The organism is Comamonas granuli NBRC 101663, assembly GCF_000739995.1.
Classification (GTDB): domain Bacteria; phylum Pseudomonadota; class Gammaproteobacteria; order Burkholderiales; family Burkholderiaceae_C; genus Simplicispira; species Simplicispira granuli.
Window position 1 is genome coordinate 40,701 of the sequence record NZ_BBJX01000008.1, and the last position, 12,682, is coordinate 53,382.

General features: G+C 70.3%; 11 protein-coding genes. 3 read left to right on the plus strand and 8 right to left on the minus strand.

Features of this window, described 5'->3' with window-relative positions; translation table 11 throughout:
• Position 1 precedes the first annotated feature (1 nt).
• The 6 genes from panD to CGR01S_RS09820 form a co-directional block, all read right to left on the minus strand.
• Entirely contained in the window at positions 2–382 is a 381-nt protein-coding gene (panD, locus tag CGR01S_RS09795; protein WP_042425980.1) for an aspartate 1-decarboxylase, read from the minus strand.
• Between the two features lie 11 nt (positions 383–393).
• A complete protein-coding gene (nadB, locus tag CGR01S_RS09800) occupies positions 394–1,974 on the minus strand; it encodes an L-aspartate oxidase (protein WP_042426306.1) in 1,581 nt (526 codons plus the stop codon).
• A 131-nt stretch (positions 1,975–2,105) separates the two neighbouring features.
• Positions 2,106–2,960 carry a segregation and condensation protein A gene (locus CGR01S_RS09805; protein ID WP_042425983.1) on the minus strand — a complete coding sequence of 285 codons (855 nt, stop codon included), beginning with the start codon at positions 2,958–2,960 and terminating at the stop codon, positions 2,106–2,108.
• Positions 2,961–3,028: 68 nt separating this feature from the next.
• Positions 3,029–3,238 carry a DUF3460 family protein gene (locus CGR01S_RS09810; RefSeq protein WP_042425986.1) on the minus strand — a complete coding sequence of 70 codons (210 nt, stop codon included), beginning with the start codon at positions 3,236–3,238 and terminating at the stop codon, positions 3,029–3,031.
• A 75-nt stretch (positions 3,239–3,313) separates the two neighbouring features.
• The gene (locus CGR01S_RS09815) at positions 3,314–4,972 is read right to left on the minus strand and encodes an acetolactate synthase large subunit (protein ID WP_042425989.1); all 1,659 of its coding nucleotides are present in this window, start codon (positions 4,970–4,972) and stop codon (positions 3,314–3,316) included.
• A gap of 63 nt (positions 4,973–5,035) precedes the next feature.
• Positions 5,036–6,643: an FAD-dependent oxidoreductase gene (locus tag CGR01S_RS09820; protein ID WP_042425992.1), complete on the minus strand. Its 1,608-nt coding sequence runs from the start codon at positions 6,641–6,643 to the stop codon at positions 5,036–5,038.
• A 95-nt stretch (positions 6,644–6,738) separates the two neighbouring features.
• On the opposite strand from CGR01S_RS09820, the gene CGR01S_RS09825 reads away from it, so the two are divergent.
• Positions 6,739–7,728 carry an AraC family transcriptional regulator gene (locus CGR01S_RS09825; protein ID WP_245616784.1) on the plus strand — a complete coding sequence of 330 codons (990 nt, stop codon included), beginning with the start codon at positions 6,739–6,741 and terminating at the stop codon, positions 7,726–7,728.
• Positions 7,729–7,788: 60 nt separating this feature from the next.
• On the opposite strand, the gene CGR01S_RS09830 is transcribed toward CGR01S_RS09825, so the two are convergent.
• Together CGR01S_RS09830 and CGR01S_RS17225 are read right to left on the minus strand one after the other, a co-directional pair.
• Positions 7,789–8,433 carry a response regulator transcription factor gene (locus tag CGR01S_RS09830; protein ID WP_042426309.1) on the minus strand — a complete coding sequence of 215 codons (645 nt, stop codon included), beginning with the start codon at positions 8,431–8,433 and terminating at the stop codon, positions 7,789–7,791.
• Complete coding sequence (locus tag CGR01S_RS17225; protein ID WP_052382536.1) at positions 8,430–10,469, minus strand: sensor histidine kinase; 2,040 nt, start codon at positions 10,467–10,469, stop codon at positions 8,430–8,432. Before CGR01S_RS17225 ends, CGR01S_RS09830 begins: the two co-directional genes overlap by 4 nt.
• 50 nt (positions 10,470–10,519) lie before the next feature.
• Between CGR01S_RS17225 and CGR01S_RS09840 the strand changes: the two genes are divergently transcribed.
• Complete coding sequence (locus tag CGR01S_RS09840; RefSeq protein ID WP_042425997.1) at positions 10,520–11,521, plus strand: DctP family TRAP transporter solute-binding subunit; 1,002 nt, start codon at positions 10,520–10,522, stop codon at positions 11,519–11,521.
• 104 nt (positions 11,522–11,625) lie between these two features.
• The gene (locus CGR01S_RS09845; protein ID WP_042426000.1) at positions 11,626–12,633 is read left to right on the plus strand and encodes a TRAP transporter substrate-binding protein; all 1,008 of its coding nucleotides are present in this window, start codon (positions 11,626–11,628) and stop codon (positions 12,631–12,633) included.
• The last annotated feature ends 49 nt before the right edge of the window (positions 12,634–12,682 follow it).

Here is a 12,682-nt window from a genome sequence, read left to right on the forward strand (position 1 = left end):
GTCAGAGAGTCTGCACAGGCACCTTGTGCCGCAGTTCTACCTGGCGGTTTTTCTCGTCCACAAACACCAGTTGCGGCTTGTGCGCGGCCACGTCGACCTCGGGCACCTGGGCAAAGGCGGCAATGATGAGCAGGTCGCCCACGCAGGCGCGCCGCGCGGCCGAGCCGTTCACCGAGATCATGCCGCTGCCGCGCTGGCCCTTGATGGCGTAGGTGACGAAGCGCTCGCCGTTGTCCACGTTCCAGATGTGCACCTGCTCGTTCTCGCAGATGTTGGCGGCGTCCAGCAGGTCTTCGTCGATGGCGCAGGAGCCCTCGTAGTGCAGTTCACAGTGCGTGGTCTTGACGCGGTGGATCTTGGATTTGAGCAGGGTGCGGAACATGGTGGTGCTTTTCAGTGGTTGACGGGGGGCACGAGGATGGTCGGCGCCGCCGGTGCGGCCAGTTGCGGGTAGTCGCGGCTGTAGTGCAGGCCACGGCTCTCGCGGCGCATCTGCGCGCTGCGCACGATGAGGTCGGCCACCTGCACCAGGTTGCGCAGCTCCAGCAGGTCGCGCGTGATGTGGAAGTGCGAATAGAACTCGTGGATCTCGTCCGTGAGCAGGGCGATGCGGTGCGCGGCGCGCTCCAGGCGCTTGTTGGTGCGCACTATGCCCACGTAGTCCCACATGAAGCGGCGCAGCTCGTCCCAGTTGTGCGAGATGACCACGGATTCGTCGGCGTCCTGCACGCGGCTGTCGTCCCAGCGCGGCAGCGCCGGGATCTGGGCGCGCGGCGCCTGGGCGATGTGCTGCGCGGCGGCGCGCGCGAACACCATGCATTCGAGCAGTGAATTGCTGGCCAGCCGGTTGGCGCCATGCAGGCCGGTGCAGGCCACCTCGCCCACGGCGTACAGGCCCGGCAGGTCGGTGCGCCCGGCCAGGTCGGTGAGCACGCCGCCGCAGGTGAAGTGCGCCGTGGGCACCACGGGGATGGGCTCTTTGGTGATGTCGATGCCCAGGCCCGCGCAGTGCGCCAGGATGTTGGGGAAGTGCTCGTGCAGGAACTCCGGGCTCTGGTGCGAGATGTCCAGGTGCACGCAGTCCAGGCCGTGCTTCTTCATCTCGAAGTCGATGGCGCGCGCCACCACGTCGCGCGGCGCCAGTTCGGCGCGCGCGTCGTGCTGCGGCATGAAGCGCGTGCCGTCGGGCAGCAGCAGGCGCCCGCCCTCGCCGCGCACGGCCTCGCTGATGAGGAAGGACTTTTCGTGCGGGTGGTACAGCCCCGTGGGGTGGAACTGCACGAACTCCATATTGCCTACGCGGCAGCCGGCGCGCCAGGCGCTGGCGATGCCGTCGCCCGTGGCCGTGTCGGGGTTGGTGGTGTAGAGGTAGACCTTGCCCGCCCCGCCTGTGGCCAGGATGGTGTGTGGCGCGCGGAAGGTGACAACCTCGTCGCTCGCCTCGTCCAGGGCGTACAGCCCCAGGCAGCGCTGGCCCGCCAGGCCCAGCTTGCGGCTGGTGATCAGGTCGACCAGCGTGTGGTGCTCGAACACGGTGATGCCGGGCGTGGCGCGCACCACCTCGATCAGCGTCTTCTGCACGGCCGCGCCCGTGGCGTCGGTGGCGTGCACGATGCGCCGCGCGCTGTGGCCACCCTCGCGCGTGAGGTGCAGCCCCTCGCCCTCCAGGGTGAAGGGCACGCCGAGCTGGCGCAGCCAGGCAATGGAGGCCGGGGCGTTCTCCACCACGAAGCGGGTGGTGGAGAGGTCGCACAGGCCGGCGCCGGCGACCAGCGTGTCCTGGATGTGCGCGGCGAAGCTGTCGTCATCGGCCAGCACGGCGGCAATGCCGCCCTGGGCCCAGCCGCTGGAGCCATCCTGCATCTGGCGCTTGGTGATCACGGCCACGCGGTGCGTGGGCGCCAGGTGCAGCGCCGCCGAGAGTCCGGCGAGGCCGCTGCCTACGATGAGTACGTCGAAATCGTGCGATGCCATGGTGGTGGTGCGCCGCAAACGGGCGCGCTGGGGGAGGGTGCATTGTAGAGAGGGCGCGGGCGGGCGCGCCTTGCGGCCGCGCTGGCGCCAGGGTTCCTGCCCGGGGCGCGGGCCGCCACGGCGCCAGGCCCTCAGGCCGGCGTGTAGGCCAGGCGCACGTAGATGGGGGCAAAGGCCTCGGCCTGGGTGATCTCGACCAGGGTCTCCTTGGCCAGCTCCAGCAGCGCGATGAAGGTGACCACCAGCACCGTGCTGCCCTTGGCGGGGTCGAACAGCTCCTCGAACTCCACGAAGCGCCGCCCCTGCAGGGTCTTGAGCACCTGGCTCATGTATTCGCGCACGGAGAGCTCCTCGCGCGTGATGCGGTGGTGCTGCACCAGGCGGGCGCGCCGCAGGATGTCGCGCCAGGCCTCCTGCAGGTCGGTCAGGTGCACGTCGGGAAAGCGCGGCTGCAGGCTTTGCTCGATGGTGACCTGGGCGCGCAGGAAGTCGCGCCCGTACTGCGGCAGGTGCGCGAGCTGCTGCGCGGCGAGCTTGACCTGCTCGTATTCGAGCAGGCGGCGCACCAGCTCGGCGCGCGGATCCTCGGCTTCTTCTGCGCCCTCGTGCTTGCGCGGCGGCAGCAGCATGCGCGACTTGATCTCGATGAGCATGGCGGCCATGAGCAGGTACTCGGCCGCCAGCTCCAGGTTGCGGCTGCGCACTTCGTCCACGTAGGCCAGGTACTGGCGCGTGACGCTGACCATGGGGATGTCGAGGATGTTGAAGTTCTGCTTGCGGATCAGGTAGAGCAGCAGATCGAGCGGCCCCTCGAAGGCCTCCAGGAACACCTCCAGCGCGTCGGGCGGGATGTACAAGTCCTGCGGCAGCGCAAACAGCGGCTCGCCATACAGGCGCGCCAGCGCCACCTGGTCCACCACCTCGGGCATGGCGGGCGACCCGTCCCGCTCGGATGTGCCGTCTGGTGCCAGGACGCCGGGGGCCATCAGGAGTGTGGTGCTATTGAATGGATAGCTGCCGGCGCTTGACCATCAAGCGCTGGAGCCGTTTTTGCTCAATAACCCTGGTACGAGTAGTACACGTAGGGTTTTTGCGTGACGCCGCCGGCGCGGTACTCCTGCCAAAGGCCGCGGTCCACGTCCTTGTCCCACAGCAGCGCGCGGCCCGCCTGCTGGCGCTCCTGCAGGCCGGGCTTTTGCTCCTTGAGCTGGTCCAGAAACTGGGTGGCAACCGAGGTGTAGTGGGGGCGTGCAAAGAAAGACATGGTCGTGGCAGGTAGCAAGGAGGGGAGATTTTACCGGCTCGGCCGTGTCCGCCCCGTAAAGCCCCCGCTGCGCTCTCAAGGCGCAATTTTCTTTTTCAGGGCGCGCGCCAGCGGCTGCGGCAGGCTGGGCAGCGAGCGCAGCAGCCAGGGCAGCACCTTGCGCTTGGCGCCGCCGAGCGATTCGGGCACCAGTGCTTCGATCAGGTGCGGCCCCGGCTGGGCCAGCGCGTATTCCAGGGCCTGGCACAGCTCCTCGGCCGTGCGGGCGCGCACGGCGTGCACGCCCATGCCCTGGGCGAGCTGGGCGAAGTTCAGCACCGGGCCGCCCAGGTCGAGCTGGGACTGGGCCTTGGGGCCGGCCTCCTGTGCGCCCACGCGCTCGAGCTCCACGTTGAGCACCGAGTACGCGGCGTTGTTGAAGATGATGGCGGTCACATTCAGGTGCTCGCGCGCCATGGTCCACAGCGCCTGGATGGTGTACATGGCGGTGCCGTCGCCAATGAGGGCAAGCACCGGCCGGTCGGGGCAGGCAATGGCCGCGCCCACGGCATTGGGCAGGCCCTGGCCGATGGCGCCGCCCGTGAGGGTGATGAGGTCGTGGCGTGGGCCGCCGCGCGTCATCACGCCCAGCATCAGGCCCGAGGTTATGGCCTCGTCGATGAGGATGGCACCCTCGGGCAGCAGGTGGCCCACGGCCTTGCACACCTTGGGCGCCGTGAGCGGCCCGCGCGGGCGTGGTGGGCGCTGGGCGGGCTCCAGGGCGGGTGCAGCCTGCGCGGCGCCCAGGGCCCGGGCCAGCAGTTTCAGGCTGGCGGCGGCGTCCTGCGCGGGCGTGGCCAGGGTGTGCACGGTGCAGGTGGCGGGCACGAGGTCACTCTTCTTGCCGGGGTAGGCGAAGAACGAGACCGGGGCCTTGGCATCGACCAGGACCAGGTGCTCGACGTCCGCCAACTGCACGCCCGCCATTTCGGCCAGGTAGGCAATGCGCTCGACGAAGGGCAGGCCCGCGCCGCGCTCCATGCGCGTGGGGAAGACCTCGGCCAGCAGGCGCACGCCGCAGTGTGCGGCCAGGCGCGCGGCGGCCAGCAGGGCGCTCTCGCGCAGGGCCTGCCCGCCCAGCAGCAGGGCGCAGCGCTGGCCGCCCGCGCGCAGCACCTGGGCGAGGGCGGCGATGGCGGCTTCGTCCGCCGCGGGCGCGGCAGGCGGCGGCGGGGGCGGGCAGGGCACGCCGCCTTCGCCCCAGGACACATCGGCCGGCAGGATGAGCGTGGCCACCTGGCCGGGCAGGCCGCGCGCGGCGGCGATGGCGTCGGCCGCATCCTGCGCCAGTTGCGCTGTGGATTGTGCGGTGCGCACGAAGCCGGGCGAGACGTTGCGCGCCACGGTCTCGATGTCGGACTGCAGTTGCGCGTCGTACGGCACGTGCGTGGTGGCGTGGTCGCCCACGATGTTGACCACCGGCACCTTGCCCTTGCGTGCGTTGTGCAGGTTGGCCAGGCCGTTGCCCAGGCCGCAGCCCAGGTGCAGCAGCGTAGCGGCGGGCTTGCCCGCCATGCGCGCATAGCCGTCGGCCGCGCCCGTGGCCACGCCCTCGAACAGGGCGAGCACGGCGCGCATGCGCGGCTCGCTGTCGAGCGCGGCGACGAAGTGCATCTCGCTGGTGCCGGGGTTGGTGAAGCAGACCTCGATGCCCGCGTCGGCCAGGGTTTGCATCAGGGCTTGTGCGCCGTTCATATGTGCTCCTTTATTGATAGCTGCTTGCGCTTGATGGATAGGCGCTGGAGGCCGATTTGTTGCTTATTTTCCGTGGGTGATATGGCGCGCCGCCGCGCGCGCCGTGAGGATGCAGCCGGGCAGGAAGGTGCCTTCGAGCGAGCGTTTGCCGCTGGCGCCACCGCCGCCAAAGCCCGCGGCCTCGCCCACGCAGTACAGCCCGCTGAGGGGCTGGCCCGCGGCATCGAGCACGCGACTTTGCAGGTCCGTCTGCAGCCCGCCCAGGCTTTTGCGCGTGATGAGCTGCATCTGGATGGCGATGAACGGGCCCGCGCCTTTCATTTGCAGCGGCGCGGGCGCGCAGGTGCGCAGCTTGTCCGGCCCCCACTGGCGGGCGTGCAGGATGCGGCGGATCTGGTCGTCGTTGTGCAGCTTGGCGCCGCGCACGAAGTTGGCGTCGAACGCATCGGCCGTGGCCTGCAACCGGGCGGCGCTGACGTCGTGCGAGGCGGTGAGCGCATTCATCTTCGTCGCCAGCTCGGTCAGGGTGTCGGCCACCAGGAAATGCGGACTCTGCGCCTGCATCTGCCGCACCAGGCGGTGGTTGCCCAGCAGGGTTTCCTTGAGAAACAGCGGGAACTGCCGGTCGCGGATGCGCTGGTTGTGCTCCGCGCCCGAAATCGCAAACTCCTTGGCCGCGATGCGCCAGTTGAGCAAATGCCAGGTCCAGGGCTTTTCCTGTGCGGCCACCTGCTGGCACAGCCAGTGGGTGTCAAAGCCCGTCACCAGCGGCTGCGGGCCGATGCGCTCGCCCCGGTGGTTGAGCCACAGGGCCGACTTGCACGGAATGGTCGACAGCCCGTGGCCCGGGAAATGCGGGAAGGGGTGCGGAAAGCCGGCGGCGTAGTTCCACATCTCGCCCGCGTGGGTGAGACGCGCGCCCAGGCCGGTGGCAGCGTGGTGCAGGCGGCCATCGGCAAAGGGGTGGGCGCCGTTGAGCATGGTGGCGGGCCGGGGGCGCTCTGGGGGCCAGTTGCGCCGCGCCTCCTCGTGGCTGCCGTTGATGCCGCCCATGGCCAGCACCACCACCGGGGCCGCCAGGCGCACCTCCTGCCCCGTGGCTTCGTGCACCGCCACGGCACCGGCGATGCACCCGCCCGCGTGGTCGAGCTGCGTCACGCGGTGGCCATGCAGGAGCGTGAGTCGCCCGCCCTGGCCGGCGGCGCGCAGTTGCTCGATCAGGCGCAGCGTTAGAAAGCGCGAGGTGCCCCAGACGATGTGGTAGCGCGGCACGCTGTTGCCGTCGCCGTTCATGCCGCGCTCGACCCAGTTGACCGCAGGCATGAACGTGATGCCCTCGCCCAGCAGCCAGTCATAGACTTCGCTGCGCGAATGCTCGGCGTAGTAGCGCGCCCAGGCCTGCGGCCAGTGGTCATCGGCGCCGAGTTCGCCAAAGCGCAGCCAGTCGGCCAGGGCGCGCTCGGGCGTGTCGGGGATGTTCATCTTGGCCTGCAGCGGCGTGCCGACCAGGGCCATGCCGCCAAAGGCCCACAGCGCCAGGCCGCCCAGGCGCTCGGGGCGGTCGCGGTCCACCAGGGTCACGCGCTGGCCGGCGCGCAAGGCTTGCAAGGCGGTGACGATGCCCGCCAGACCGCCGCCAATGACCAGGATGTCGGATGCGTGTTGTGCCATGCCCTTGTCTCCTCCGCAGGCAAAGATAGCCCCTTATCATGGCGGCGCATTGACTTTGGAGGACAAGCGGGTTGACGTTGCAGGCCAGTGTCTCCATGGCATGGGTCGAGACCGTGCTCACGGCCGCCGAGCGGCAGGGCGTGGCGCGCATGCAGCTTCTGGCGCAGGCGGGCATGGCCGGGGCGGAACTCGAGCGCGAGCGCTGGCCCATTGACCACATCACGCGGCTGTGGCGCGCGGCGGTGCAGTGCACGCAGGACGCGGGCTTTGGCCTCAAGGCGGGCGCGGCGGTGGAGCCTGCGCGCTTCCAGGGGGTGGGCGGCATCCTGCAGGCCGCGCCCACGCTGCGCGAAGCCCTGGCCGCCGTGCAGAAGTACCAGCGCCTCATCAGCGACGGCGGGCGCTTCCAGCTCCTGGCCGGGGACGTGGCCACCTGGGTGATCTACCACCCGCGCCAGGGCCAGCTCGCCTTCAGCCCGCACCAGATCGAGGCCGTGCTCGCCGCCGTGGTGGCGTTTGCGCGCCGTGTCGCGGGTCCGGGGCTGCGGCCCCAGCGCGTGCAGTTCAGCCAGGCGCAGATCGGGCCCCTGGCGGGCTACCGCGCCGTATTTGCCTGCCCCGTGGCGTTCGAGCAGGCCTTCAGCGGCCTGCTGCTGGCCAATGCCCAGCTCGATGCGCCGCTGCCCCAGGCCAATGTGCGCCGCGTGCGCGAGCACCACCGCCATGCGGCGCGCCAGCTCGCGGGCCTGGGCCAAGGGGCGGCGCTGGCCCAGGAGCTGCGCGCCTGGATGGCCAGCGAACTGCCGCAGCGCGTGCCCGCGCGCGCCGCCGCCGCCCAGGCCCTGGGCCTGAGCGAGCGCACCCTGGCGCGGCGCATGCAGGCGCAGCAGTTGAGCTTCTCCGGCCTGCTCGACGGTGTGCGCCGCGACGCGGCGCTGCACGCCGTGGCGCACACCCCGCAAGCCCTGGCCGACATCGGCCAGCGCCTGGGCTTTGCCGAGCCCAGCGTGTTCTGGCGCGCCTTCCGGCGCTGGACGGGCTGCACGCCAGCGCAGTGGCGCGCGCGGCACGATAAAGAGATTTAGGGCTCCAGCGCTTATGCAGCAAGCGCTGACAGCTATCGTATCGATAGCGCTGCGCCGCGCCTACTTGCTCGCGCCCATGGGCGCCAGGCGCCCGAGCTGGTGTGCCAGCTCGATGGCCGACTCCACGCCCATCTTCTCGAAGATGTTGGCGCGGTGGAACTCCACGGTGCGCGCCGTGATGCCCAGGTGCTCGGCGATGTTCTTGTTGTAGTGGCCGCGGATGAGCTCGTCCAGCACCTCGCGCTCGCGCGGGCTCAAGGACGCCAGCGCCTGGCGCAGGCGCTGCAGCTCGCGCTCGGCATCGGTGCGCGCGCGCACGGCCTGCATGGCCTGTTCGATGCGGTCCACCAGCATGTTGTCCTGGAAGGGTTTTTCCAGGAAGTCCCAGGCGCCGTTCTTCACCGCCTCCACCGCACTGCCCACGTCGCCATGGCCGGTGAGGAACAGCACCGGCCAGGGGCAGCCCAGGGCCTTGAGCTGCTCGAAGGTGACGGGGCCCGAGAGCGGCTCCATGCGCATGTCCAGCAGCACCACGGCCTCGCCCCAGTCGCCGTGCAGGGCGCGCGCGGCCTCCAGCAGCGCGGCGCCGCTGGCCCAGGCGCGCGTGGCGTAGCCGCGCGAGTCGAACAGCCAGGCCAGGCCGTCGCGCACGTCGGCGTCGTCGTCCACGATGTGGATGTCCACGGTACGGTGCGGCGCAGTCATGGGGCGGCGGGCGGGGCGGCAGTGGCGGGGGGTGACAAGGGTAGCGCAACCGTGAACTGCGCACCACCGAGCTGGGCGTCCTGCCCCACGTGGATGCGGCCGTGGTGCGCTTCGGCGATGGAGCGGCAGATGGCCAGGCCCATGCCCATGCCGCCGTCCTTGGTGCTGAAGAAGGCGTCGAAGATGCGCGCCTGGGCGTGCTCGGGCACGCCGGGGCCGCTGTCGGCCACGGTGAGGCTGGCGGTCCGGCCTTCGGCCTCGGGGCCGGCATGGAGCCGCACCTGCACCCGCGGCCCCTGCAGGCCCAGCCGGGCCCAGTCCAGGGCGTTGGCGCACAGGTTGTGCACCAGGTGCTCGAGCAGCAGCGCATCGCCCTGCACCCACACCGGTGCGGGCGGCAGGTCCAGGGCCACGGGCGTGTTGCGCGCCTCCTGCGCGGCGGCCACGGCGCGGCGCACCAGCGGCACCAGGTCCACGCGCGTGAGCGTGAGTTCGCGCCGGCGCGCAAAGGCGTTGACGCGCTGGATCACGCCGCCCGCGCGCTCGGCCAATTGGGCCATGCGCTGCACCACGGGCTGCATCTCCGCGGGCGTGATGCTGCTGGCGCGCAGGCGGTTGAGCAGCCCGTTGGCGAACGAGGCGAGCGCGCCCAGCGGCTGGTTGAGTTCGTGCGCCAGGGTCGAGGCCACCTCGCCCACCGCCACCAGGCGGCCCGAGGCTTCGAGCTTTTCCTGCTGCAAGGCGGTGAGCTGCTGGGCGCGCTTGCGCTCGCTGATGTCGAGCACCGAGCTCATCCAGCCCAGTTGCGTGCCGTCGGCGGCCAGCAGCGGCGCCTCGTGGATGAGCACGTCCACGCGGTGCCCGTTGCGGTGCTGGAACTGCACCTCGATGCCCTGGGGCTGCGTGCCCTGGTGGATGACGTGCTCGTGCAGCAGGGCCAGTTCGCCGCTGTGGCTCGCGGGCCAGTAGGGCAGGGGGGCGCTGGCGCCGCGCAGCTCCTGCGCGCTGTAGCCCACCATGGCGCAGAAGGCCTGGTTCACGTAGAGGATGCGGCCTTTCATGTCCCAGGCGCGCATGCCGATGGTCACCGAGCGCTCCATGGCCGAGCGCAGTGCCACCTCGGCCAGCAGGCGCTGCTGCACCTGCTGGCGCTTGACGAAGTCGCGCCGCAGCGCCGCCAGGCTGGCGAGCATGCCCAGCAGGAACATGAGCGCCACGACAAAGAAGATGCGCGGCACGGGCGAGGTCTGGGGCCCCTGCGGCACGACTTCGAGCATCAGGTCCGTGCCCGGCAGGTTCATCACCGTGCGGTAGGGGCCGCTGGCCGGCGGGGCGGACGGCGGGTCCACGGCGTCCACCACCAGGCGCACCGTCTGGTTCTGCAGGAACCAGGGGGGCAGCAGCGCATCGACCGCCTGGCGCATGGCCAACTGCGCCGCATACACGCCCACGAGGCGCGGGCCGTCGAAAAAGGGCACGGCCAGCCAGACGCGGTCGGTCGCGCGGCCATCGGCCTGGCGCATGGGCCCCGCGTAGCTGGCGCGGCGCAGGCCGCCCACGATGTCCTGCAGCGTCTGCAGGGTCTGGTAGTTCTCGGGGTGCAGGGCCTGGTCTTCCTGCCAGCGGAATACGTCGCCGCTGCTCGCGCCCTGGCTGGCCAGCCACACGCGCGCCAGCACCACGCCGCTGCTGCGCCACAGCAGGCCCGCGGGCAGCTCGGGCGCGCCGTCTGCGGTGCCGGAGGCAGGCAATGGCGCCGTGCCGAAGGCGGCCTGCTGCGCGCGCTCGGCCAGGTCGTCCTCCAGGCGGCGGAAGTGGAACTGCACGTTCTGCTCCAGCCACTGCGCGTCGGCGCCGCGGCGGCGCTCCTCCTCCTCGTTCTCGAAATGGTGCAGGTACCACACCAGGGCCACCACCGCGCCCACGATGAGCACGGCCAGCCCCATCATCCACAGCACGGTCCAGCGGTTGCGGTCGGGCAGGCTGCGCGTGCTCGCGTGCAGCAGCGCGAAGTCGTCGGAGGATTGGGGCGTCATCAAGGGCATGGGGACATGCGCGCAAGCCTGGGCGCTCGATAATAACGGCCATGTGCGCCGCCCCTCTCGCCCGCCGCCGCTGCCTGCAGGCCCTGGCCCTGGGGCTGCTGCCCGCGCGGGGCCGGGCAGCGGGGCCGATCACCATCCGCCTCTCGCACGTGGTGGCGCAGCCCACGCCCAAGGGGCTGGCGCTCGAGCGCTTCGGCCAGCGGCTGCAGGACCTGAGCCAGGGGCGCATCCGGGTGGTGATCCATCCCAACTCCCTGCTCTACGGTGATGCCGACGAGATGCAGGCGCTGCAGCTCGGCGCGGTGGACATGCTCGCGCCCTCGCTCTCCAAGTTCGGGCCAGTGGGCTTTCCGGAGTTCGAACTGTTCGACCTGCCGTTCCTGTTCGACAGCAGCGCGCAGGTGCGGCGCATCACGCAGGGCCCCGTCGGGCAGGACCTGCTGGCCCTGCTGGCGCGCCAGCGCATGGTGGGTCTGGGCTATCTGGACAATGGCTTCAAGCACATGAGCGCCAACCGCCCCTTGCTGGCGCCGCCCGACTACATGGGCCTGCGCATGCGCGTGCAAAGCTCGCGCGTCATCGCCCACCAGATGCGTGCGCTCGGCGCGCGGCCCGTGGTGCTGCCCTTCGGCGAGACGCGCCGCGCCCTGGCCACGGGCGTGGTCGATGGCACGGAGAACCCCGTCTCCAACTTCTGGACCCAGCGCATGCACGAGGCCCAGACGGACCTGAGCCTGACGCGCCACGGCTACCTGGGCTATGCCGTCGTGGTGCACCAGCGCTTCTGGAGCCACCTGTCCCCCGGCGACCGCCGCCTGGTGCGCCAGGCGGTGGACGAGGCGCTCGACTGGGGCAACACCATCGCCCAGCGCGAGAACGACGCCGCCCTGGCCGCCCTGCGCGCCAGCGGCAGCACGCGCATCCATGCGCTGGACGAGGCGCAGCGCCGGCGCCTGCGCCAGGCCACGCAGGAGGTGTTCCTGGGCCTGCAGGGGCGCATCGGGGGCGCGTGGCTCGAGCGCGTACAGGCGGCGCTGGCCTGAGCCCTCCGGGATAACCCTAGCTGTGGAACGCCACAGTTACGCCGCCGCAGCGCAAGGCCTACAGTCCGCGGCATTGTCATCCACCCCCGTCCAAGGAGACTGTCATGCCATTTCCCGTGAAGAAAATCCTCGCCTGCGCTCTGCTGGCCTTTGGTGCCAGCCTGGCTGCGCAAGCGCAAACCGTGATCAAGTTCAGCCACGTGGTGGCGCAGGACACGCCCAAGGGCAAGGCGGCCGAGTTCTTTGCCAGGAAGGCCGGTGAGCTGACCAAGGGCAAGGTCAAGGTCGAGGTCTACGCCAACAGCGCGCTCTACAAGGACAAGGAAGAGATGGAGGCCCTGCAGCTCGGCTCGGTGCAGATGCTGGCCCCCTCGCTCGCCAAGTTCGGCCCCTTGGGCGTCAAGGAGTTCGAGGTGTTCGACCTGCCTTACATGTTCGACAACCGCGATGAGCTGCACAAGGTGACCACCGGCCCCGTGGGCGCCAAGCTGCTCAAGAAGCTCGAGGCGCGCGGCATTACCGGCCTGGCGTACTGGGACAATGGTTTCAAGGTCTTCTCGGCCAACAAGCCGCTGCACGCCGTGGCCGACTACAAGGGCCTGAAGTACCGCATCCAATCGTCCAAGGTGCTGGAGGAGGAGATCCGCGCGCTGGGCGGCATTCCGCAGGTGATCGCCTTTGGCGAGACCTACCAGGCGCTGCAGACGGGCGTGGTCGATGGCACGGAGAACCCGCCGTCCAACTTCTACACGCAGAAAATGCACGAGGTGCAAAAGCACCTGAGCCTGACCAACCACGGCTACCTGGGCTACGCCGTGATCGTGAACAAGAAATTCTGGGATGGCCTGCCCGCCGACGTGCGTGAGCAGCTCAGCGATGCCATGCGCCAGGCCACGGCCTATGCCAACCAGATCGCCCAGGACGAGAACGACCAGGCGCTCGAAGCCGTGAAGAAGAGCGGCAAGACGACCATCTACACCCCCACCGCCGAGGAGCGCCAGGCGCTGAAGAAGGCCTTGATCCCGGTGCACGAGAAGATGGCCAGCCGCGTGGGCAAGGAGACCATCCAGGAGGTCTACAAGGCCACGGGCTTCAATCCCGCCAAGCTCTGAGCATCTGACGGCACACGGCGCGGGTGCGGCGCAGCTCCCGCGCTGGCCA